This window comes from Prevotella sp. LCP21S3_D2, assembly GCF_052118345.1.
Taxonomy (GTDB): domain Bacteria; phylum Bacteroidota; class Bacteroidia; order Bacteroidales; family Bacteroidaceae; genus Prevotella.
Map to the genome: position 1 here is coordinate 160,272 of NZ_JBQKHJ010000004.1, position 22,602 is coordinate 182,873.

The 22,602-nt window shown below is 44.9% G+C and carries 20 protein-coding genes; 15 read left to right on the plus strand and 5 right to left on the minus strand.

Features of this window, described 5'->3' with window-relative positions; translation table 11 throughout:
• Nucleotides 1–12 precede the first annotated feature (12 nt).
• Both ACTQ16_RS04950 and ACTQ16_RS04955 read right to left on the minus strand, forming a co-directional pair.
• Nucleotides 13–1,995 (minus strand): fumarate reductase/succinate dehydrogenase flavoprotein subunit, encoded by a 1,983-nt coding sequence (locus tag ACTQ16_RS04950; RefSeq protein WP_217760073.1) that lies wholly within the window; start codon nucleotides 1,993–1,995, stop codon nucleotides 13–15.
• A gap of 32 nt (nucleotides 1,996–2,027) precedes the next feature.
• Complete coding sequence (locus ACTQ16_RS04955; RefSeq protein WP_006848916.1) at nucleotides 2,028–2,711, minus strand: succinate dehydrogenase/fumarate reductase cytochrome b subunit; 684 nt, start codon at nucleotides 2,709–2,711, stop codon at nucleotides 2,028–2,030.
• 222 nt (nucleotides 2,712–2,933) lie between these two features.
• On the opposite strand from ACTQ16_RS04955, the gene mnmG reads away from it, so the two are divergent.
• The 7 genes from mnmG to deoC all read left to right on the plus strand — a co-directional run bounded on the left by mnmG (nucleotide 2,934) and on the right by deoC (nucleotide 9,798).
• Complete coding sequence (mnmG, locus tag ACTQ16_RS04960) at nucleotides 2,934–4,805, plus strand: tRNA uridine-5-carboxymethylaminomethyl(34) synthesis enzyme MnmG (RefSeq protein WP_441936401.1); 1,872 nt, start codon at nucleotides 2,934–2,936, stop codon at nucleotides 4,803–4,805.
• 294 nt (nucleotides 4,806–5,099) lie between these two features.
• A complete protein-coding gene (locus tag ACTQ16_RS04965; protein ID WP_441936403.1) occupies nucleotides 5,100–5,630 on the plus strand; it encodes an adenine phosphoribosyltransferase in 531 nt (176 codons plus the stop codon).
• Between the two features lie 114 nt (nucleotides 5,631–5,744).
• The gene (uvrC, locus tag ACTQ16_RS04970) at nucleotides 5,745–7,592 is read left to right on the plus strand and encodes an excinuclease ABC subunit UvrC (RefSeq protein ID WP_441936405.1); all 1,848 of its coding nucleotides are present in this window, start codon (nucleotides 5,745–5,747) and stop codon (nucleotides 7,590–7,592) included.
• A 122-nt stretch (nucleotides 7,593–7,714) separates the two neighbouring features.
• Entirely contained in the window at nucleotides 7,715–8,167 is a 453-nt protein-coding gene (gene dtd, locus ACTQ16_RS04975) for a D-aminoacyl-tRNA deacylase (protein ID WP_295347711.1), read from the plus strand.
• 21 nt (nucleotides 8,168–8,188) lie between these two features.
• Nucleotides 8,189–8,449: a hypothetical protein gene (locus ACTQ16_RS04980; RefSeq protein ID WP_441936407.1), complete on the plus strand. Its 261-nt coding sequence runs from the start codon at nucleotides 8,189–8,191 to the stop codon at nucleotides 8,447–8,449.
• Nucleotides 8,446–8,772, plus strand: a complete 327-nt coding sequence (locus tag ACTQ16_RS04985; protein ID WP_153122187.1) for a nucleotide pyrophosphohydrolase — start codon at nucleotides 8,446–8,448, stop codon at nucleotides 8,770–8,772. Before ACTQ16_RS04980 ends, ACTQ16_RS04985 begins: the two co-directional genes overlap by 4 nt.
• Nucleotides 8,773–8,862: 90 nt before the next feature.
• On the plus strand, nucleotides 8,863–9,798 hold the full coding sequence (gene deoC, locus ACTQ16_RS04990) for a deoxyribose-phosphate aldolase (protein WP_441936408.1): 936 nt from the start codon (nucleotides 8,863–8,865) through the stop codon (nucleotides 9,796–9,798).
• A gap of 152 nt (nucleotides 9,799–9,950) precedes the next feature.
• Here deoC and ACTQ16_RS04995 read toward each other — a convergent pair whose 3' ends face one another.
• Nucleotides 9,951–10,928 (minus strand): polyprenyl synthetase family protein, encoded by a 978-nt coding sequence (locus ACTQ16_RS04995; RefSeq protein WP_441936410.1) that lies wholly within the window; start codon nucleotides 10,926–10,928, stop codon nucleotides 9,951–9,953.
• 107 nt (nucleotides 10,929–11,035) lie between these two features.
• Between ACTQ16_RS04995 and polA the strand changes: the two genes are divergently transcribed.
• From polA to ACTQ16_RS05035, 8 genes are all read left to right on the plus strand, one after another.
• Nucleotides 11,036–13,798, plus strand: a complete 2,763-nt coding sequence (gene polA, locus ACTQ16_RS05000; protein ID WP_441936412.1) for a DNA polymerase I — start codon at nucleotides 11,036–11,038, stop codon at nucleotides 13,796–13,798.
• A gap of 259 nt (nucleotides 13,799–14,057) precedes the next feature.
• Nucleotides 14,058–14,882, plus strand: a complete 825-nt coding sequence (locus ACTQ16_RS05005) for an ABC transporter ATP-binding protein (RefSeq protein WP_441936414.1) — start codon at nucleotides 14,058–14,060, stop codon at nucleotides 14,880–14,882.
• Between the two features lie 84 nt (nucleotides 14,883–14,966).
• Entirely contained in the window at nucleotides 14,967–15,833 is an 867-nt protein-coding gene (locus tag ACTQ16_RS05010) for a hypothetical protein (RefSeq protein ID WP_296972105.1), read from the plus strand.
• Nucleotides 15,834–15,898: 65 nt separating this feature from the next.
• A complete protein-coding gene (locus ACTQ16_RS05015; protein WP_119236617.1) occupies nucleotides 15,899–16,270 on the plus strand; it encodes a GntR family transcriptional regulator in 372 nt (123 codons plus the stop codon).
• 162 nt (nucleotides 16,271–16,432) lie between these two features.
• Nucleotides 16,433–17,149 (plus strand): ABC transporter ATP-binding protein, encoded by a 717-nt coding sequence (locus tag ACTQ16_RS05020; protein ID WP_295025190.1) that lies wholly within the window; start codon nucleotides 16,433–16,435, stop codon nucleotides 17,147–17,149.
• Between the two features lie 15 nt (nucleotides 17,150–17,164).
• Nucleotides 17,165–18,424 (plus strand): ABC transporter permease, encoded by a 1,260-nt coding sequence (locus tag ACTQ16_RS05025; protein WP_294970633.1) that lies wholly within the window; start codon nucleotides 17,165–17,167, stop codon nucleotides 18,422–18,424.
• Between the two features lie 16 nt (nucleotides 18,425–18,440).
• On the plus strand, nucleotides 18,441–19,688 hold the full coding sequence (locus ACTQ16_RS05030) for an ABC transporter permease (protein WP_294970635.1): 1,248 nt from the start codon (nucleotides 18,441–18,443) through the stop codon (nucleotides 19,686–19,688).
• Between the two features lie 23 nt (nucleotides 19,689–19,711).
• Nucleotides 19,712–20,830, plus strand: coding sequence for an efflux RND transporter periplasmic adaptor subunit (locus tag ACTQ16_RS05035; protein ID WP_441936416.1), 1,119 nt, complete (start codon nucleotides 19,712–19,714; stop codon nucleotides 20,828–20,830).
• A 71-nt stretch (nucleotides 20,831–20,901) separates the two neighbouring features.
• Here the strand turns inward: ACTQ16_RS05035 and ACTQ16_RS05040 are convergent, their stop codons facing one another.
• A complete protein-coding gene (locus tag ACTQ16_RS05040) occupies nucleotides 20,902–21,675 on the minus strand; it encodes a TlpA disulfide reductase family protein (protein ID WP_296972114.1) in 774 nt (257 codons plus the stop codon).
• Between the two features lie 448 nt (nucleotides 21,676–22,123).
• The coding region (locus ACTQ16_RS05045; protein WP_441936418.1) for a hypothetical protein at nucleotides 22,124–22,602 on the minus strand (479 nt) is incomplete at its 5' end.

Sequence of the window (22,602 nt, forward strand, 5' to 3'; positions counted from 1 at the left end):
CTTGTTCGCTTTTTAATTCTTGTAATTTCTTGTCTGTACCTTAATTGCCTCATACTCGAGAGGTTCCTTGTTGAGCACTGGAGCAGTTGTATCGTTGCCCTGATACTCCCAGCAACCTACGTAGAAGAAGTTTGCATCATCACGCTTAGCCTCGCCTTCCTCTGTCTGGTACTCCTCACGGAAGTGACCACCACAGCTCTCGTTGCGGTGCAATGCATCGTAAGCGATCAACTCGCCCATCAAGATGAAGTCACGCAAGTGGATAGCCTTATCCAACTCTACGTTCAAGCCTTCCTTCTTGCCAGGGATGAAGAGGTTCTTGTTGAATTCCTCGCGGAGAGCCTTCATCTTCTTCAAGCCTTCCTCAAGACCTTCCTTGGTACGACCCATACCTACGTGCTCCCAAAGGATGTGACCCAACTCCTTGTGGATAGAATCTACAGAGCGCTTGCCCTGGATACCCATCAGGCGGTCGATTTCCTTCTGGACACCTGCCTCTGCCTCTGCGAACTCTGGGAGATCGGTAGAGAGCTTTGGCCACAATGCCTGGTCGGCCAAGTAGTTCTGGATAGTGTATGGCAATACGAAGTAACCGTCAGCCAAACCCTGCATCAAAGCAGATGCACCAAGACGGTTAGCACCGTGGTCAGAGAAGTTACACTCACCAATAGCGAAGAGACCTGGGATTGTGGTCATCAACTCGTAGTCTACCCAGATACCACCCATTGTATAGTGGATAGCAGGGAAGATCATCATTGGGTTGTAGTACTTCACGCCGTTAATCTCGTTAGCCAACTCACCTGGGTTAACGTCGGTAATCTCCTCATACATATCGAAGAGGTTGCCATAACGCTGAAGGATAACGTCGATACCGAGACGGTTGATAGACTCAGAGAAGTCGAGGAATACGGCAAGACCTGTGTTGTTGACACCGAAGCCCTTGTCGCAACGCTCCTTAGCTGCACGAGAAGCCACGTCACGAGGAACCAGGTTACCGAATGCTGGGTAACGGCGCTCCAAGTAGTAGTCGCGGTCTTCCTCAGGAATATCAGAACCCTTCTTTGTACCTGCCTGCAATGCCTTGGCATCCTCAATCTTCTTAGGAACCCAGATACGACCATCGTTACGGAGTGACTCTGACATCAAAGTCAACTTACTCTGGTTTGTACCGTGAACAGGGATACATGTAGGGTGAATCTGAACATAAGATGGGTTAGCGAAATCAGCACCCTTGCGGTAGCACTGGATAGCTGCTGTACAGTTACAACCCATAGCGTTTGTAGAAAGGAAGTAAGCGTTACCATAACCACCGGTAGCGATAACTACGGCATTGGCAGAGAAACGCTCCAACTTACCTGTAATCAAATTCTTAGCGATGATACCACGAGCGTGACCGTCAACGATCACAATATCCTCCATCTCGTAACGGGTGAAGAGCTTAACCTTACCTGCCTCAACCATGCGGCTCAAAGAAGAGTAAGCACCGAGGAGGAGCTGCTGACCTGTCTGACCCTTAGCATAGAATGTACGAGATACCTGAGCACCACCGAAAGAACGGTTAGCCAGCATACCACCGTACTCACGAGCAAAAGGAACGCCCTGAGCTACGCACTGGTCGATGATGTCGTTGCTCACCTCAGCCAAACGGTAAACGTTAGCCTCACGAGCACGGTAGTCACCACCCTTTACTGTATCGTAGAACAGACGGTAAACAGAGTCACCATCATTCTGATAATTCTTAGCTGCATTGATACCACCCTGTGCTGCGATAGAGTGAGCACGACGTGGAGAGTCCTGGATGCAGAAGTTCAAAATGTTGAAGCCCATCTCGCCGAGAGAAGCAGCAGCAGAAGCACCTGCCAAACCTGTACCTACAACGATAACGTCGAGCTTTAACTTATTCTTTGGGTTAACCAAACGCTGGTGAGCCTTATAGTTGGTCCACTTCTCAGCAACTGGTCCTTCAGGTATTCTAGAATTTAATGTTTTTGCCATAATCTTTTTTAATACTTAAATGATTACACGAATTATGCGCAGCACAAAGATGGAGCGCAACCGAAAGCGAATGCCAATACAACTACGATGAAGAGGAGAAGCAGGATGGTAGAGTAAATCATACCAATCATCTTCCAACGGCAGAACCAAGTCTTACCGCTCCAACCGAGAGTCTGAATAGCACTCCAGAAACCGTGAGTGAGGTGGAACCAAAGAGCTACCAACCAGATGATGTAGAGAACTACGAATACTGGGTTAGCGAAGGTGTCCTGAATGAATGCGAAGCCATCTGATGGGCAGTGGCCGAAGCTTGTACCCAAAAGCTCAGCAAACATCATGTTGTACCAGAAGTTGAAGAGGTGAAGCAACAAACCGAGAACGATGATGATACCGAGCACCAACATGTTCTGGCTAGCCCACTCTACTTTCTCTGGCTTTGCTGTTACCTCGTAACGCTGGTTACCGCGAGCACGACGGTTCTGTGCTGTCAGGATGAAAGCGTAAACGATGTGACAAACTGCCAAAGCTGCCAAACCCAAAGTTGCAACTACGGCGTACCAGTTAGCACCCAACAATTCGCAAATCATGTTGTAAGCATCTCCTGAGAAGAGAGCAACAACATTCATGCAACCGTGGAATGTCAAGAATAGAATAAGAGCGATACCAGTTACTGACATCACTACCTTTCTACCAATAGATGAATTGATTAACCACATAAATGATTGAATTTTAATTATTTAACTGTTTGAAACTAATTTATATTCCACATTTTTCGTCCCTGCAATACCTATTTTTAGGCATTCTGCAATCCTCATTTCTAGGTATATTTTCGCAAGTCTGCTGCAAAATTACTATATTTTAATGATTTATCAAAGTATTTTTGCTAAAATTTCGATTTTATTTCTTACTTTTGCCGAAAATTAGAAAAAATATAGATTATGAGATTCAATTATGACGTTCTCGTTATCGGTGGTGGTCACGCCGGATGCGAGGCTGCAGCTGCCTCCGCAAACATGGGAGCCAAGACCTGCTTGATAACGATGGACATGAACAAGATTGGTCAGATGAGTTGCAATCCTGCCATCGGAGGCATAGCAAAGGGACAGATTGTACGAGAGATTGACGCACTGGGCGGACAGATGGGTATTGTCACTGACAAGACCGCCATCCAGTTCAGAATGCTGAACATCGGCAAGGGACCAGCCGTATGGAGTCCTAGAGCACAATGCGACCGTGGTAAATTCATCTGGGAGTGGAGAACCATGCTCGACCACACCGACAACCTCGACATCTGGCAAGACCAGGCCGACGAGTTGCTCGTTGCCGACGGAGAAGCCATCGGTGTGCGCACCATCTGGGGCGCTGAGTTCTACGGCAAGAGCATCATCATTACTGCCGGCACTTTCCTCAACGGACTGATGCACGTGGGCAGAAAGATGGTAGAAGGTGGCAGATGCGCAGAACCTGCCGTTCATCATTTTACAGAAAGTATCACCCGATGGGGAATCACCACTGCAAGAATGAAAACGGGAACACCGGTCCGCATCGACAAGCGCAGCGTCCACTTTGAAGATATGGAAGAGCAACCTGGCGACAGCGACTTCCATCAATTTTCATACATGGGCGATCATCGCATACTGAAGCAACTTCCTTGCTGGACATGTTACACCAACAAGAAGGTTCACGACATTCTGAAAAGCGGACTCGATGACTCTCCTTTATATAATGGTCAGATTCAAAGCACCGGTCCTCGCTATTGTCCAAGTATCGAGACCAAGCTCGTCACCTTCCCAGACAAGGAACAGCATCCGTTATTTCTGGAGCCAGAAGGCGAAGACACGAATGAAATGTATCTGAACGGATTTTCATCAAGTATGCCGATGGACATCCAGCTGAAGGCTCTCCATGAAATCCCGGCATTGAGAGACGCCAAGATTTACCGACCAGGTTACGCCATCGAGTACGATTACTTCGACCCTACCCAACTCAAGCATTCGCTGGAGTCGAAAATCATCAAGGGTCTCTTCTTTGCCGGACAGGTGAACGGAACCACCGGTTACGAGGAAGCTGGAGGCCAAGGCACCGTTGCAGGAATCAACGCAGCCCTACATTGTACAGGCGACAAGACTTTCGAAATGAAACGAGACGAAAGTTACATCGGCGTACTCATCGATGACCTCACAACAAAGGGAGTTGACGAGCCTTACCGAATGTTCACCTCAAGAGCCGAATATCGCATCCTACTCCGACAAGACGACGCCGACTCCCGACTCACCGAGAAAGCATACGAGCTGGGCATTGCCAAACGCGACCGTTACGACTGGTGGATGGAGAAGAAAAATGCCATCGAAAGAATCATTGACTTCTGCGCAAACTATCCTATCAAGAAAGACGAGATCAATCCAAAACTTGAGGCTCTAGGCACAACACCACTTCGAGCAGGCTGCAAACTTATCGACCTCGTTGCCCGTCCTCACTTGAACCTTCAAAATCTATCGGAGATTATTCCCGACCTGAAGACAGCGATGGATGCGTCAGCCAATCGAAAAGAAGAGATTGCAGAAGCGGCAGAAATCAAAATGAAGTACAAAGGATACATCGATCGAGAACGACTCTTCGCAGACAAGATGCACCGACTGGAGAACATCAAAATCAAAGGACGCTTCAAGTATTCCGAGATACTGGAAATCTCCACAGAAGGCCGTCAAAAGCTTGAACGAATCGATCCGGAAACCTTAGCTCAGGCAAGTCGAATTCCAGGAGTTTCTCCAAGCGACATCAACGTACTGCTGGTACTGCTAGGGAGATAATCGGTCATACGGAGAAAGCTGCGCCAGACCCAATTGTTCCACGTGAAACGCAACACGCATAAAATACTTGATATATAGACAATTAAACGTGGTTACATCAAGTGTTTTATAGTTAAAGTAAAACTTTATGTTTCATGAAACAAAAGAGGATAAAACCGAAGAAAAGGAATAAGAACAGTACGTATTAACGGGCAAAATGGAGGTACAAGACCAAGAAGTCACAACCCGTTTCATACGATAGGAAACAAGATAAAAAAGAAAGAGAATAAGTATTAATAAATAAACAAAAAAGTAATGAATAATCAGCTATTATTAGACAATCTGCGTTGCATTCCAGATTGGCCAATCAAGGGTGTAAACTTCCGCGATGTAAGCACCCTTTTCAAGAATCCAGATTCTCTCAAAGAGATTTGTGACGAGATGTACGAGATCTACAAAGATAAGGGAATTACCAAAATCGTAGGCATCGAATCACGTGGTTTCGTGATGTCTTCTGCCCTCGCAATCCGTCTCGGCGCAGGCGTAGTTTTATGCCGAAAGCCAGGTAAGCTTCCATGCAAAACCGTACAGGAAAGCTATGCGAAAGAATACGGTATGGACACCATCGAAATCCACGAAGATGCCATCAACGAGAACGACATAATCCTCCTTCACGACGACCTTCTCGCTACCGGCGGAACCATGAAGGCAGCCTGCAATCTGGTGAAGAAATTCCACCCAAAGAAGGTGTATGCAAACTTTATCATCGAACTCGTAAACGAGAATTTCGAAGGCAAAAAGAACTTCGATGAGGATGTAGAAGTATCTACGTTATTGCAGTTGTAAAGCATGAAAAATGCTTGATTAATGCATATAATTCTGCAGCTATAAAGCATACGGGCGTTGCCGTTTCACGTGAAACAGCAACGCTCTTTCACCCTATTTTAACCCCATAAAGGTATGACGAAACAAGAAAATGAGGAAAGATTAGCGCGGTTAAAAAGCATCGTTTTAAGCATGCCGGAGAAACCGGGAAGCTATCAATATTACGACGAGAATCACACGATTATATATGTAGGAAAGGCGAAAAATCTGAAGAGAAGAGTATCTTCCTACTTCCATAAAGAGGTAGATAGATACAAGACAAAGGTACTTGTTTCTAAGATTTTCGACATCTCATACACCGTCGTCAATACCGAAGAAGATGCACTTTTGCTGGAAAACAGCCTTATTAAAAAGTATAATCCAAGGTATAATGTTTTGCTGAAAGACGGCAAAACCTACCCCTCTATATGCGTTACAAACGAGTATTTTCCACGCATTTTCAAGACTCGCCATATCAATAAAAAGGCGGGAACATTCTTCGGTCCTTACCCTCATATAGGCAGTATGTATGCAGTTTTAGAGGTCATCAAAAAGCTCTACAAACCACGCACATGCCGCTTTCCCATCACAAAACAAGGCGTTGCTGAAGGCAAATATAAACCCTGTTTAGAGTATCATATTCACAACTGCGGAGCACCTTGCATCAACAAACAAAGCTACGAGGAATATCAGGAAAACATGCGCCAAGCACGTGAAATTCTGAAAGGAAACACCCGGGAAGTTGGCAAATATCTCTATGACTTGATGATGAAAAATGCCGAACTTCTCCGCTTTGAGATAGCAGAAGAATACAAAAAGAAGTATCAGTTGCTGGACGAATTTGAGGCAAAAAGCGAGGTGGTAAGCCATACCATTACCGACGTAGACGTCTTCACCATCGTTAATGATGACGCCATGAAGAATGCCTTCATCAACTATATTCACGTGAAAAACGGCACCATCAACCAGAGCTTCACCTACGAGTATAAGCGCAAGCTGGAGGAGAGTGACGAGGAACTTCTGATTACTGCCATACCGGAAATCAGAGAGCGTTTCCACTCTACTTCGAAAGAGATTATCGTGCCTTTCGAGATGGAATGGAAACTGAAAGATGCCATCTTCTTCGTGCCTCAGAGAGGCGACAAGAAACACCTTCTGGAGCTATCGGAAATGAACTGCAAGCAGTATAAATTCGACCGTCTGAAGCAGGCAGAAAAGCTCAATCCGGAACAGAAGCAAACTCGATTGATGAAGGAATTGCAGGTAAAACTAAAGCTGCCAAAACTGCCTTATCAGATAGAATGCTTCGATAATTCCAACATATCGGGCACGGATGCCGTAGCTGGATGTATAGTATATAAAGGTATGAAACCATCAAGAAAGGACTATAGAAAATACAACATCAAGACGGTGGAAGGACCAGATGACTATGCTTCGATGCAGGAGGTGGTAAGACGAAGATACAGCCGCATGATAGAGGAAGAGACTCCCCTGCCAGACCTTATCATAACCGATGGTGGCAAGGGGCAGATGGAGGTGGTAAGAGAGGTGATAGAAGACGAACTGCACCTGGAAATCCCTATCGCAGGTCTTGCCAAGGACGATCGCCATCGCACCAACGAACTCCTCTACGGTTTCCCGCCACAAACCATCGCTCTACCACCAGAAAGCGAGCTTTTCAAGGTATTGACGCAGATACAGGACGAGGTACATAGATACGCCATCACCTTCCATCGTGACAAGCGCAGCAAGCACGCCCTGCATTCGGAACTAGACGATATCAAAGGCATCGGTCCCAAGGCAAAAGAGGCGCTCCTAAGCAAGTTCAAGAGCGTGAAAAAGATAAAAGAAACATCACAGGAACAGCTTTCAGAGGTATTAGGACCTCATAAAGCTGAGATTCTCGTGAAATATTTCACAGAAAAGAGCGAGAATATGAAATAAAAGTCGTATATTTGCAGTTGAAACTAAATAATAATAATAATAAAGATTGAACAGAACCCAGGATTCCACAAAATGCTATTCATAAAGTTCAATGTTCAACATTCAAATTTCAAAGTAGTAATATGAGAATAGTAATACAGCGTGTCGGCCATGCCTCTGTTACCATCGAAGGAGAAGTAAAATCAGCCATCAAACAAGGCTATCTTATCCTTCTTGGCATTGAGGAAAGCGACAGATCTGAAGACGTAGATTGGTTGGTTAGAAAGGTCATAGGCCTTCGTGTTTTCGACGACGAAAATCACGTAATGAACCGCTCTATCATGGATGTAAACGGCGAGGTTCTGGTGATTAGCCAGTTCACCCTTTTCGCCAGCTACAAGAAGGGTAATCGCCCTAGCTGGCTAAGAGCTGCCAAGCACGAAATCAGTGTCCCACTCTATGAAGAGTTCTGCAAGAAGCTATCCGATGCACTCGGAAAGCCTGTAGGAACAGGCGAATTTGGTGCCGACATGAAGGTAGAATTACTGAATGATGGTCCTGTTACCATCATGATGGACACCCATAATAAGGAGTAAAAAACAAACATTCGAGAATAGATGGAAAAGATTTTAAAATATAAAAGTTGGTTCCTAGCTATAGGAATAATCATAACGTTTACCTTTTCTCAAAGGTTCTTAAACAATCCATGGGCAGAGTATGCAGGTGAAACCCTCGTTACCATTGGCTTGAATATGGAGTTCATCAGCGACAAAATGGAGAATGGAAAAATCGGTATCTATAACACCATTGCCGCTATATTCATGACTGGATTATGGCTATGTTTGACTTATTTCATAATTAAAGATCATCTGTTATGACTATAAAAGAAGCACAGGAAGCAGTAGATAAGTGGATCAAGGAATATGGCGTTCGCTATTTCAGCGAACTTACCAATATGGCTTGTCTTACGGAAGAAGTAGGAGAACTGGCTCGTGTCATCGCCCGAACATACGGCGACCAGAGCTTCAAGAAGGGCGAAAAGCCTAACCTCGGCGAGGAAATGGCAGACGTTCTCTGGGTTCTCATCTGTCTTGCCAATCAAACGGGGATAGATCTTACAGAAGAACTTCAGAAAAGTATCGACAAAAAGACCCAAAGGGATTCGGAAAGACATAAGAATAACCCGAAATTGAAGGAATAAACAACCCGAAATTGAAAGGAATAAAACACCCGAAATGAAGGGAATCATATAAATAACTTAACTTTAATAATTAAAAAAGTAACATCAAGTATGAGCAGTATTAAAGAACAGGTTCTTGCACAGCAGGGACAGTATAGCGAGTCGGACGACAAGTATTTATCTGTATTGAAACAGTATAATTGCGACCTCAACGATGAGGAAATTGCAGCAGAAGTGAAGAAGATTCTCGATGAGAAGGTAGCTGAGAATGAGACTATGGAGGTGAAGAAGTTCCTCTTCGGCAGTATCGAGCTTACTTCTCTTCACACAGAAGATACAGAAGAAAGCATCCTGGCAATGATTGAAAAGGTAAACCAGTTTGCAAAGGATTATCCAGAACTTCCTCATGTAGCAACCGTATGCACCTACCCTAACTTTGCAGGTCTTATCAGTCAGAGTTTGGAGGTAGATGGCGTAGAAATCGCAGTAGTAAGCGGCAATTTCCCATCTTCACAGACATTCATCGAGGTAAAGATTGCCGAGACAGCCATGGCTATTAAGGATGGAGCTACAGAGGTAGATATCGTAATGCCTGTCGGTAAGTTTTTCAGTGAAGATTACGAAGGTCTCTGCGATGATATTCAGGAACTCAAGGAAACTTGTGGTGAGCATAAGATGAAGTGCATCCTGGAAACAGGAAACTTAAAGAACTGCAGCAACATCATGAAGGCTTCAGTTCTGGCAATGTATGCTGGTTCAGACTACATCAAGACTTCAACCGGTAAGGAGAAGATTTCTGCTACTCCAGAGGCTGCCTACGTTATGTGCCAGGCTATCAAGGCATACTACGAGAAGACGGGCATCCAGATTGGTTTCAAGCCTGCAGGTGGCATTAACACCGTTCACGATGCTGTGGTATACTATACTATCGTAAAGGAAGTCTTAGGCGAGAAATGGTTGACCAACCAGTGGTTACGACTGGGAACATCACGCTTGACAAACATCCTTTTGAGCGAAATCGTAGGTAAGGAAATCAAGTACTTTTAAAGATACGCCAAGAAAGAATAAAAGTACTTAGAATAGGGGTAAAACCCTAAGTATAAGATTAATAACAAAATCGCCCTGAAATGGTAAAAGCATTCATAGACAATGCTTTTGTCTTCTCAGGGCGACTATTTTTATAAGAGTCAACAAGCGAATTATGCTTTGCGCTCAATCACAAAATCAAGATAAGCCTTCAAGGCATTATATACATCCTTGTCTTCAACATAGTTATCAAGGAAATCCATAGCCTCAGCATGAAAATCCCACATGCGCCTGTCTGCATATTCAATACCGCTATTCTCCTTTGTGAAAGCAACTAACTGAGCTATTTCATCTTGGGAAACCGTATGCGCTTTAACCTTTCTTGCCAACTTTATCATCTCCTCATCACCAGTAGCTTTCAAAGCATAGATAACAGGAAGAGTGAGTTTACCTTCTGTCATATCATTACCAGTAGGTTTACCTATCTCCTTAGAATCGTAATAATCAAAAATATCATCACGAATTTGGAAGATAATACCCAGATTCTGACCAAAGCGCTTAGCCGCTTCTATCTGCAATTTTGAAGCATTTGCTGACATGGCACCGATACCGGCACAAGCCTCAAAGAGAGCAGCAGTCTTCTGTTTAATAACCTGATAATAGATATCTTCCGAGATTTCTTCATTACTGATACTGTTCAACTGAAGTATCTCTCCATTTGACAAGATACGTCCCAACTCAGCAAGATCTCGAACAATCTCTTCAGAATGAGAATAAGAAACATGAAGCAAGGCAGTAGAGAGAATAAAATCACCTACTAACACTGCAACCTTATTATTATATGTGGCATTGACGCTAGCTTGGCCACGGCGCTCCCCACTCTCATCCACAACATCATCATGCACAAGAGAAGCTGTGTGAAGAAGCTCCAATCCTACTGCAGAATGCTGTGTGACGGTAGAAATTTTACCAAAATTACGGGCCATCAACAAGATGAGCATAGGTCGCATACGTTTTCCTGCACGCTGACGTATGTGATCGAGCACCTGAGAAAGAAGCCCGTCACTATGCATCAAAGACTTGTTGAACAAATCTATGAAATCTGCCAATTCAGCCTCAATAGGCTGCTTGATAAGTGATAAATAGTCCATTGAATATGAGTAAATCTACTAAATTTCTAAATTTTGATACAAAATTAATCAATTCTTCTTGAAATATCGCATTTTTTTAGTAATTTTACACCACAAAAATGAATATTATGGATAAATTGTTCCTTTTAGACGCTTATGCGCTCATTTATAGGTCGTATTACGCCTTTATGAAGTCTCCTCGTATCAATTCGAAGGGACTCAATACTTCGTGTGTCATGGGATTTTGCAATACCCTCAACGAGATACTTACCAAGGAGAAACCTACCTATATTGCGGTGGCTTTCGACCATGGCAAGACCTTCCGTCATGAGGCTTTTCCTGCATATAAAGCTCAGCGAGAAGAAACTCCTGAAGACATTAAAATCTCAGTCCCTATCATCAAAAATATCCTGGAAGCCTACCATATTCCAATCCTACAGGTAGACGGTTTCGAGGCAGATGACATCATTGGAACTATAGCAATTCAAGCAGGAGAAAAAGGTATTGAAACCTATATGCTGACACCAGATAAAGACTATGGTCAGCTGGTTCGAGACAACGTATACATGTTCCGACCAAGGCATGGTGGTGGATATGAAAAATTAGGAGTGGAAGAGATTGAAGAAAAATACAGCATCGCTTCCCCACTTCAGGTAATTGACCTACTTGCTTTAATGGGAGACTCTGCTGATAATTTCCCGGGCTGCCCAGGTGTTGGAGAAAAGACAGCTGTCAAACTCATCAATGAGTTTGGTAGTGTAGAAGGCTTGATTGAAAATTCATCTAAAGTAAAAGGCAAACTTCGAGAAAAAGTAGAAGGAGCTATTGAAGATATCAAGATCTCGAAATTCTTGGCAACCATCAGAACGGATGTTCCTGTTGACTTGAAAATGGAAGACTTGAAATTGGTAGAGCCAGACAACGCCAAGTTGGATGAAATCTTCACAGAACTAGAGTTTAAGTCGTTCGCTAACCGAGTTCTTAAAAAACCTCAAAAGGTGCAAACAAAACCTATGGGAGAGCTCGATTTATTTGGCGCACAGCCAGCAGATGGTCAAGAAGAGCAAAAAAACACGAGTTTTGACACCATTAAAACTGTTGAGCATTCATACAAACTCATTGAAACAGAGGAAGATGCAAAATCTCTTTATGACTATTTAATTACAAAGCAAATTTTAAGTCTAGATACAGAGACCACATCTACGGTTGCAATCGATGCAGAATTGGTAGGATTAAGCTTTGCAGTCAAAGAGAAAGAGGCTTTCTATGTAGCGATCCCAGCAAATCGTGAAGAAGCCTTAAAAATCGTAAACATCTTTAAACCACTCTATGAAAACCCTGAAATCTTGAAAGTGGGACAAAACATCAAGTACGACTACGAGGTCTTGATGAACTATGGAGTAGAGATTCAGGGAAAGATGTTCGACACGATGCTCGCCCACTACATCATCCAACCAGAACTCTATCACAACATGGATTATCTGGCAGAGGTATTCCTTCATTACCAAACTGTCCACATCGAAGAGTTGATTGGCCCAAAGGGAAAGAATCAGAAATCAATGCGCGACCTCGCTCCATCCGAAGTTTACGAGTATGCAGCTGAAGATGCAGATATCACACTGAGATTGAAAAATGTATTGGAACCAAAACTCAAGGAGATAGATTGTGAAGACCTGTTCTGGAATGTAGAAATGCCACTGGTACCGGTTCTTGCCCACATGGAGATGAACGGAGTATGCATCGACACGGATACTTTAAAGGAAACGTCTAATAATTTAACCAACCGACTCTCAGAAATAGAACACCATATCTATGAGTTGGCTGGCGAATCCTTCAATATTGGCTCCCCTCGCCAAGTAGGAGAAATCCTCTTCGGAAAGATGAAGATTGTAGAGAAGCCAAAGAAGACGAAAACGGGACAGTATGTGACAAGCGAAGAAGTGCTACAACAATTACGCAGCAAGAGTCCTATCATTGATGAGATTCTGAATTACAGAGGTTTAAAGAAACTTCTCAGCACCTACGTAGATGCTCTTCCAAAGCTTATCAATCCTCGTACAGGACATATTCACGCTTCCTTCAACCAGGCAATTACTGCAACTGGTCGCCTTTCTTCAAGCGATCCTAACCTACAGAATATTCCTGTACGTGATGATGACGGAAAGGAGATACGTCGATGCTTTATTCCAGAGCCAGGTTGTCTATTCTTTTCAGCAGACTACTCCCAGATAGAGCTTCGTATCATGGCGCATTTGAGTGAAGATCCAAACATGGTAGAAGCATTCCGGGAAGGTTCCGATATCCACGCAGCTACTGCTGCCAAAATCTGGCATGAGGACATCAAAGACGTCACCGATACACAACGTAAGAAGGCAAAGACCGCCAACTTCGGAATCATCTATGGCATTACTACCTACGGACTTGCCCAGCGCATGAACATCGAAAACAAGGAGGCGAAGCAAATAATCGAAGATTACTTCCGTACCTTCCCCGGTGTTCAGGCATATATGGAGAAATCTAAGGAAATGGCAAGAGAAAAAGGCTATGCCGAAACTCTCTTCCACAGAAGACGTTATCTGCCAGATATCAACAGTAAGAACGGTACAGTAAGAGGCTTCGCAGAGCGCAATGCCATCAATGCTCCTATCCAAGGTTCCGAAGCAGACATCATCAAGGTTGCCATGATCAGAATCTTTAACCGATTCAAGACTGAAGGCATCAAGAGCAAGATGATAATCCAAGTACACGATGAACTCAACTTCTCTGTCTTCCCTGAGGAAAAAGAGAAAGTAGAGAAGATTGTTGTAGAAGAAATGCAGAATGCTTATAAGCTCTGTGTACCTTTAGTAGCCGATGCCGGCTGGGGGAAAAACTGGCTAGAAGCACATTAATAAAATAGAATAAATAGCAAAAGCTATTCCCAAAACTTCAGGTCCCGATGTAGATATTTCGTCTATATCGGGCCTTTTCTTTTGCATATTCTTACAACCATCTGCTTAGCATTACAATCCGCTTTCTTTATATAATAAGGTGATAATGTTAACATTACGTTAAAGTATGAAAATAATTGCCCAAAAGTTTGGAACTTATTGAAAAAAAGCATACCTTTGCAGTGTTCTATTGAAGTAGTACACTAAAACATTAAAGATTATGATACAGATTAAAGACATTGATTTCAGATACCCAGGTAGCAAGCACCTTGTATTTAGAGATTTCTCTTTGGAACTCAAGGAGAACAACATTTATGGCTTGCTCGGTAAGAACGGTACAGGCAAGAGCACCCTGCTCTACCTCATCAGCGGATTGCTCCGCCAGCAACAAGGTACCGTTCTCGTGGATGGCATTTCGGCACAAGATCGCAGAGCAGAGATGCTGAAGGACATCTTCATGGTGCCCGAAGAGTTTGAACTGCCCAACGTTTCCCTCGCCACCTACGTGAAGATGAACCAGGAGTTCTATCCTAACTTCTCGCAGGAAGTATTGGACCGTTGCCTCAAGGATTTTGATTTACCACTCTCTCTCAAGTTGAACGAACTCTCGATGGGACAGAAGAAGAAGGTATTCATGAGTTTCGCACTCGCCACGGGTACCCGCTTTCTTCTGATGGACGAGCCAACCAATGGTCTCGACATCCCATCGAAGAGCCAGTTCCGTAAGGTCATCGCCAATAATATGACGGAAGACCGCACCCTCATCATCTCTACTCATCAGGTGCACGATGTAGAGTCGTTGCTCGACCACATCATCATCATGAACCAGAGCCAGCTCCTGCTGGATGCTTCGGTTTCAGACATCTGCGAGAAATACACCTTCGAGTACCGCAACCCACAGGAGATGGACGACACCGTGCTCTACGCCGAACCAACCCTGCAGGGCAATGCCGCCATCTGCAAGCGACAGGAGGGTGAACAGGAAACACAGATGAATCTGGAATTGCTGTTCAATGCAGTGATTGGCGGAAAACTTGCCGAGTAAGAGCTATTCATCAAGCTCACATCAAGTTCATCAAGATTATCGAGAATTAGAAAAATATAAAATCATCTTTAAATAACAACGATTATGAACAAGACTTTTGATTTACATAGATTCGGAATGGTGCTGCGTTGGGACTTGCTTACCAACTGGAAAAGCTATTTCTACAGTATAGCAGGATTGGCTATCGGCATCATCATGCTTTCCATTTCCATGCTTTATTCTTTTCCTCATAGCCATTTTATAGTAGAAGGAGATTTGGGTAATTACTACGAAGGTAACATGACAGGATTCCTTGCCGCTATTGTCATATTGTTTTTCTTCATATCTCCCTGCAACATCTTTAGCAATATGAAGACCAAGCTGCAACGTGAGAATTTCATGATGTTGCCAGCCAACAATCTGGAAAAATATGCAGCTCGTTTCCTGATGATGAGTGTAGGCAGTATCCTCATGATGCTCATTGCTACACTTATAGCCGACTTCGTGCAGTTTGTATTGAGCTTCTTCATGACTCCCGGTTACCATGCAAGTATCATCGGAAGTTCTCTAAGTCAAATCTACAAAGCCGCAACCAATACCGGTGACAATCCTATCTGTATCTTAGCGGGGCAATATAAAATAGATGCAGCCATACTCGGATGGAGCTTTCTCACCATGATTTACTCCTTCTGCCTGCTAGGCGGCACATTCTTCCGCAAACAGCCAATCATCCTGACAGCCGTATCTGGCATTATCATTTTCATGATTATAGGTTATTGTGGCAGCGAACTTGAAGAATGGGGAGCTTTCGATTTCTTCAAGCATTTTAACTATGATAATCCGGGCACTTCTCTCTGCATCGCCATCTTCTGGTCGGTCGTTTTCCTTGCTTTGGCAGCCTTCAGCCTCTGGGCATCCTACAAGCTCTTCACCCGTATGCAGGTAATCTGCAACAAGTGGATCAACATCTAGGAGAAGAAAAGAAGTATGAAAAGAAAATATCGATAAGAATGATAAAACTTTAAAACAAAAGTATTATGATTTTCAGTAATGATAAAGCGATATACGTACAGATAGCCGAGCGATTGAGCGATGAGATTCTGGCGGGCAAGTACAAGGAGGACGAGCGAATACCGAGCGTCAGGGAATACGCCGTGCTGCTGGAGGTAAATGCCAACACAACCGTGAAGGCATACGACCTGCTTGCCACCGATGAGATCATCTACAACAAGCGAGGCCTGGGCTACTTTGTTTCCGCAGGAGCCAAGAAGCAAATCAAAAAGACCCGCAAGAAGGAGTTTATGAAAGAAAGACTCCCGGAACTCGCCCGACAAATGCAGCTTCTCGACATCTCCATCGATGAAGTGAAGGAAGAGTTGGAGAAGAATCTCAAAAAGATAAGAATATGATGACACTATTTATCTTAAAAAGTATATTTTTAACTACTATCTTTGCCTTATATATAATAAGGTGGATATAATCACGTTTTTAAAAAAGGGCTACGCTTGCAACTTTCTGAAGGTTGCAAGCGTCTAACGTTTAAAATTCATATCAATAAACAAACGTATTATATGTCATTAATTCATCTAAAAGACGTCAACAAGACCTATCAGGGTGCTCAGCCACTCCATGTGCTGAAGGGCATCGACCTCGACATCGAACGTGGCGAGTTCGTCAGCATCATGGGTGCTTCCGGCTCGGGAAAATCCACCTTATTAAATATATTGGGTATTCTCGACAACTACGATACGGGCGAATACCGACTCAATGATGTGCTCATCAAAAACCTCTCGGAAACCCGTGCTGCCGAATATCGCAACAAGATGATCGGCTTCATCTTCCAGTCGTTCAACCTCATCTCGTTCAAGACAGCGGTGGAAAACGTGGAGCTTCCACTCTTCTACCAGGGCGTGAGTCGCAAGAAGCGCCACGAACTGGCAATGGAATATCTCGAAAAACTGAGCTTGAAGCAATGGGCCAACCATTATCCCAACGAGATGTCGGGAGGACAGAAGCAGCGTGTAGCCATCGCCCGTGCCCTCATCACCAAACCCGAAATCATCCTTGCCGATGAGCCTACCGGAGCCCTCGACTCCAAAACGAGCGTGGAAGTGATGGACCTGCTGAAGGAACTGCACCAGAAAGAGGGAATGACCATCGTGGTGGTAACCCACGAAAGTGGTGTTGCCAACGAGACCGATAAGGTTATCCATATCAAGGACGGACTCATCGGAAGCATCGAAGACAACAGAGACCATCATCTCGTATCGAAAGACTACGTGAAGTAACATTGAACTTGGAACATGAGAGAATTAATCAAAGAAATATGGAGCACGTCGAAGCGCAACAAGCTCCGCACTTCGCTCACGGGATTTGCCGTTGCCTGGGGAATCTTCATGCTGATATTCCTGCTGGGCGCCGGCAACGGACTGATTAATGCCCAGCTGCAGCAAAGCACCCGATTCCTTGCCAACTCCATGCGAGTATTCCCGGGCGAAACCTCCAAGGCTTACAAGGGACTGAAGGAAGGCAGAAGCATCACGCTCAACGACAGGGACATCCTCATCAGCAACCAGACCTATGGTCAATACGTGGATGATGTGGGTGGAAGATTGGAACAGTATAACGTGAACATCAACTACGGCGATAATTATGTGGCAAGCCAGTCATTGGTGGGTGTGGCTCCTACACATCCCAAAATCGACAAGACGGAGCTGATTGCCGGACGATTCATCAACGAAATCGATATGAAGGACCAGCGCAAGAATGTGGTGCTGAGCCGAAGCCAGGCCAAGGAACTCAGCAAAGACTACCGTTCGCTGGTGGGCAAGAACGTAAAGATCAGCAACCTCAACTTCCAGGTGGTAGGAATTTACAAGGATGATGAATCGCGCAACAATACCGATGCTTTCATCGCCTACTCCACCATAAAGACCATCTACGCCAAGGGCGATGATGCAGGAAGTCTGGAGTTCACCATCAAGAATCTGAAGACCAAGGAAGATAACGAGCAGTTTGAGAAGAACTATCGTGCCAGCATCAACAACAACCACCAGGCTGCACCTGATGACGATCGCACCATCTGGCTCTGGAACCGATACATGGACAATATCCAGATGAACCAGGGAATCGCCATCATGCAGACTGCCCTCTGGATAGTAGGTCTGTTCACTCTGCTGAGCGGCATCGTGGGCGTAAGCAACATCATGCTCATCACCGTAAAGGAGCGAACCCGAGAGTTTGGCGTAAGAAAAGCCATCGGTGCCAAACCTTGGTCGATACTGAAGCTCATCATCACCGAGAGCATCATCATCACCTCGTTCTTCGGCTACATCGGAATGGTCTGCGGCGTGGCAGCAAACGAAATCATGGACGCAACCATCGGCCACACCACCGTAGATACCGGACTGTTTAAAGCCGCCATGTTTGTGAACCCTACGGTGGGCCTCGGCACCTGCATCGGTGCTACCATCGCCATCGTCATCGCAGGCACCATCGCCGGACTCATCCCAGCCATCAAGGCTGCAAGAATCCGACCGATAGAAGCGCTGAGAGCAGAATAAACTATAAATTATTATTATGCGATTAGATTTAGATACATATAAAGAGATTCTCGACACCATCACGAGAAACAAGAGCCGCAGTCTGCTCACGGGCTTCGGCGTGTTCTGGGGCGTGTTTATGCTCATCGCCCTGATGGGTGGCGGCCAGGGACTGAAGGAGATGCTGCAAAACAACTTCGCAGGCTTCGCCACCAACACCGCCATCATCTGGGCGCAGAACACCACCAAACCCTACAAGGGATTCAACAAGGGGCGTTCCTGGCAGATGGAAGAGAAAGACCTGGAGCGACTGCGCCACAGGGTGCCCGAACTCGATGTCATCACCCCGCTACTCTTCGGAGGCAACAAGTCGGTGGTGTTTGGCGACAAGAAATTCAGCGGCAGCACGCAGGGTGTGAATCCCGATTACGCCCAGGTTTCCGCACCTAAAATGTTTTACGGCAGATACATCAACGAGATGGATGTGCGCCGCCAGCGCAAGGTTTGCGTCATCGGCAAACAGATTTACAAGACCCTCTTCCCCGGCGGCGGTGACCCGTGCGGCAAGAGCGTGCGAGTGGATTCCACCTATTACACGGTGGTGGGTGTAGATTACCGCTCGGGAAATGGCATCAACTTCGGCGGTAGAGCCGACGAAACCATCACCATTCCGCAATCTGTGCTCCGCACCGCCTACAACCGCGGAACCGCCATCGACATCATCGCCACCACGGGTAAGCCGGGCGTGGTAATGAGCAGCATCGCCCAGCGAATGCGTGAAACCATAGCCAGGGCTCACAACATCGACCCTTCAGACGAAAAGGGAATCATGGTGTTCAATACGGAGGTGCTCTTCCAGATGCTCGACAATCTGTTTAAGGGCGTCAACTTCCTCATCTGGCTGGTAGGTATCGGCACCCTTCTCGCCGGCGCCATCGGAGTTTCCAACATCATGATGGTAACGGTGAAGGAGCGAACCACCGAGATAGGCATTCGCCGAGCCATCGGAGCCACGCCTAAGATGATTCTCTCGCAAATCATCTCAGAGAGTATTCTCCTCACCCTGGTAGCAGGCATGAGCGGCATCATCTTCGGAGTAGCCATCCTGCAGATGCTGGAAATGGCGAACACCACGGATGGCATTCTCACCGCCCACTTCCAGGTAGATTTCTGGACAGCCATCTCTTCAGCCATCCTCATCTGCATCCTCGGCGGTCTTGCCGGACTTGCCCCAGCGTGGCGAGCCATGAGCATCAAGCCGGTAGATGCAATGAGAGACGAATAAAAGAAAAATAAGATATAAAAGATATGAAAAAGTATTCAAAGTTGATAGTTGCGGCGATAGTCGCCTTGATTTTCATCGGAACCTTCGTGTTCCTTTATGAGAAATCACAGCCTAAGCCTGTGGAATATACCGAGTTTACCCCAAAGATGGGCGATGTGTTGAAGACCACAGTGATTACGGGTAAGATAGAGCCTCGCAACGAGGTGAACGTAAAGCCTCAGATCAGCGGTATCATCACCGAAATCTGCAAGCAGGCAGGCGATTTCGTGCAGGCAGGCGAGGTAATCGCCAAGGTAAAGGTGATTCCGGATATGGGGCAGCTCAGTTCGGCGCAGGCTCGTGTGCGCCTTGCCGAAATTAACCTGAAGCAGGCACAGGTAAACTATGGTCGCGAGGAACAGCTCTACAAGAAGCAGCTGGTCAGCGCCGATGAGTTTGATAAGGTAAAACAGTCGTTGCAGCAGGCAAAGGAGGAGAAAGTTGCCGCCCTTGATGCGCTCGAAGTAGTTCGTGATGGTGTTTCCAAGAGCAACGCCAGTGCCTCTTCCACCCTCATCCGTTCTACCATTTCGGGAATTATCCTCGATATTCCTGTCAAGGTGGGTAACTCCGTGATTCTTGCCAACACCTTTAATGACGGAACCACCATCGCCAGTGTAGCAAACATGAACGACCTCATCTTCCGTGGCAACATCGATGAGACCGAGGTAGGCACTCTGGTAGTGGGAATGCCGATGAAGATTACCATCGGAGCGATGCAGGACCTGAAGTTTGACGCCGACCTGGAGTACATTTCTCCAAAGGCTGTAGAGAACAATGGTGCAAACCAGTTTGAGGTAAAGGCAGCCGTCCGTTCTGTAAAGGGTGGCAAGATCCGTTCCGGCTACAGCGCCAATGCCGAGATAGTATTATCCAAGGCTCTGAAGGTTCTCACCGTTCCGGAGAGTGCCATCGAATTCAGCGGCGACAGCACCTTTGTCTATATCGTAAAGGGCAGCGGCGAGAAGAAAACCTACGAGCGCAAGCAAGTAACCACCGGATTGAGCGATGGTGTGAACATCGAAATCAAGAAAGGTCTGAGCCTAAAGGACAAAGTAAGAGGTCCGCAGGTTGTGGCAGACAACAAGGATAACGAAGAATAATCTTAGCAGTATAGAATAAGTAGTAAAAGCCAAAGGGGGCATGAACACAAAATGCCCCCCTTTGGCTTTTACTACTTATTGATAACGTTTAAAATATCCTGACGTATCTTCTCATTGGTACCATTCACCATATAACGTATCAAGCCATCCTCACCTAGGACGATGAAGAGAGGAAAACCGCCTGAGCCAACAAATTTCACGAAATAATTATCACCATAAAGATGAGTCCAATTGAAGCCACGTGCCTCCGTTATCTTCCTTACCTTATCAGCTTTCTCGAAGTTTACAGAGAGAAATATCACATTAGGATACTTATTCTTCCACTCCGAAAGGATAGGCATTTCTCGCAAACAAGGTCCACAGCCTGAATACCATGCGTTGATTACTACCTTATGTCCCTTGAGCGACTGTTCTGTCCAAAGTTTTCCGTTCAAATCGTGCAAAACAAAGGAACCTGGCAACGGTTTGCCACTCAATGCGTCAGCATTCTCGTTATGCCTCGTCAAAGACAACATCTGCTGATAAGTCTCTATTCGGTCTTCTATCTCTGATAGAGATTTCACTCTACTGCGAGGTATCTCATATTTTTCCCATTCCTTAGGCATAGTAAAGTTGGGATACATCGTAAAAACCATCAAGTTGCCATTTTCTCCATACTTGATGGCTGACATATACTTCACCTTCGATACATCCAAAGGCAAATCCTTGACATAGAAATGTCGATTCACCATTATACTAGGAGACAGCAAACTATCTGCTTGTTCCTGTACGACAGGAGTTTCCTGTGCGCTTGCTGCAAAAGGCATCATCGCCAAAAGCAACGCCATCATCATTTGTTTTATCATTTTCTTTTCCATTGTATATCTCTTTTATATGTTTCCTACATACTTATTCTTATTAGAAAATACGCAACTCTTACCATTGAGTAAACTAAAGAAACGCACTTTTAACTTTTATTCGTATTGGTAACTTGCGGCCTTTTATTATTTTACCTTTCTGTAAAATATATAGATAGCATTCCAAATAAATAAAGAAAAAATACATGGAAAGAATATATCACTCCATTTATTTAAAATAACCCTTTCTATTATTTCTATTAAATAGACAACTTGTAAAGCTACTAAAAAAATCAGTATTGTATATTTAGTTATTTTTGTCATAATTGCTCCAATATTTTAAACTATAAACATAAATCGTTTAATGGCTGCTTCTCATGGCAAGGCAAGAGGTCCGCAAATCGTAGCCGATAACAATAAGGATGATGACGAGTAAGTCACCATCCTTATTGGATTATTAGAAATTATATTTTACGCTGAAAGTGCATCCGATAGGACGCAACTGATAAATGTATCGATAATTGCTCTCCTTTATCTGCTTATTGACCACATAAACCCTTTGATTTGTCAAGTTTTGGGCTAGCAACTCCAACTCTATGCTCTTCTTTTTATATCGGATGCCAGCATTGGCATCGCTCTCATGCTCCTGATGGTCTGCGTCCTTGAGCCAGTTCATGCTGACATCGCCGAACAACTCCAAGTCCTCTAACAAGAAGAAAGAAAGCCCAAAACTACCTTGGTGCTCTCGCATCGTAGTCCCCAAGTCCTTCACTCTATTTTGCATTTGGTAATAAGAGTACTCCAAAGACAAGTTCAGTTTGTCGCTCCAAAACGCCTGTTCCAATCGGGTATTTACCAGATAACGATCATTTACGAGTTTAAGCACATTGTCTTTCGACAGAATATTAGTATGGTAATTTCCCAAACTTGCCATCA

What these genes read in the sequence shown, in the direction of transcription:
- ACTQ16_RS04950 (WP_217760073.1), bottom strand. Translation starts at nt 1,995, where the DNA reads ATGGCAAAAACATTAAATTCTAGAATACCTGAAGGACCAGTTGCTGAG.
- ACTQ16_RS04955 (WP_006848916.1), bottom strand. Translation starts at nt 2,711, where the DNA reads ATGTGGTTAATCAATTCATCTATTGGTAGAAAGGTAGTGATGTCAGTA.
- mnmG (WP_441936401.1), top strand. Translation starts at nt 2,934, where the DNA reads ATGAGATTCAATTATGACGTTCTCGTTATCGGTGGTGGTCACGCCGGA.
- ACTQ16_RS04965 (WP_441936403.1), top strand. Translation starts at nt 5,100, where the DNA reads ATGAATAATCAGCTATTATTAGACAATCTGCGTTGCATTCCAGATTGG.
- uvrC (WP_441936405.1), top strand. Translation starts at nt 5,745, where the DNA reads ATGACGAAACAAGAAAATGAGGAAAGATTAGCGCGGTTAAAAAGCATC.
- dtd (WP_295347711.1), top strand. Translation starts at nt 7,715, where the DNA reads ATGAGAATAGTAATACAGCGTGTCGGCCATGCCTCTGTTACCATCGAA.
- ACTQ16_RS04980 (WP_441936407.1), top strand. Translation starts at nt 8,189, where the DNA reads ATGGAAAAGATTTTAAAATATAAAAGTTGGTTCCTAGCTATAGGAATA.
- ACTQ16_RS04985 (WP_153122187.1), top strand. Translation starts at nt 8,446, where the DNA reads ATGACTATAAAAGAAGCACAGGAAGCAGTAGATAAGTGGATCAAGGAA.
- deoC (WP_441936408.1), top strand. Translation starts at nt 8,863, where the DNA reads ATGAGCAGTATTAAAGAACAGGTTCTTGCACAGCAGGGACAGTATAGC.
- ACTQ16_RS04995 (WP_441936410.1), bottom strand. Translation starts at nt 10,928, where the DNA reads ATGGACTATTTATCACTTATCAAGCAGCCTATTGAGGCTGAATTGGCA.
- polA (WP_441936412.1), top strand. Translation starts at nt 11,036, where the DNA reads ATGGATAAATTGTTCCTTTTAGACGCTTATGCGCTCATTTATAGGTCG.
- ACTQ16_RS05005 (WP_441936414.1), top strand. Translation starts at nt 14,058, where the DNA reads ATGATACAGATTAAAGACATTGATTTCAGATACCCAGGTAGCAAGCAC.
- ACTQ16_RS05010 (WP_296972105.1), top strand. Translation starts at nt 14,967, where the DNA reads ATGAACAAGACTTTTGATTTACATAGATTCGGAATGGTGCTGCGTTGG.
- ACTQ16_RS05015 (WP_119236617.1), top strand. Translation starts at nt 15,899, where the DNA reads ATGATTTTCAGTAATGATAAAGCGATATACGTACAGATAGCCGAGCGA.
- ACTQ16_RS05020 (WP_295025190.1), top strand. Translation starts at nt 16,433, where the DNA reads ATGTCATTAATTCATCTAAAAGACGTCAACAAGACCTATCAGGGTGCT.
- ACTQ16_RS05025 (WP_294970633.1), top strand. Translation starts at nt 17,165, where the DNA reads ATGAGAGAATTAATCAAAGAAATATGGAGCACGTCGAAGCGCAACAAG.
- ACTQ16_RS05030 (WP_294970635.1), top strand. Translation starts at nt 18,441, where the DNA reads ATGCGATTAGATTTAGATACATATAAAGAGATTCTCGACACCATCACG.
- ACTQ16_RS05035 (WP_441936416.1), top strand. Translation starts at nt 19,712, where the DNA reads ATGAAAAAGTATTCAAAGTTGATAGTTGCGGCGATAGTCGCCTTGATT.
- ACTQ16_RS05040 (WP_296972114.1), bottom strand. Translation starts at nt 21,675, where the DNA reads ATGATAAAACAAATGATGATGGCGTTGCTTTTGGCGATGATGCCTTTT.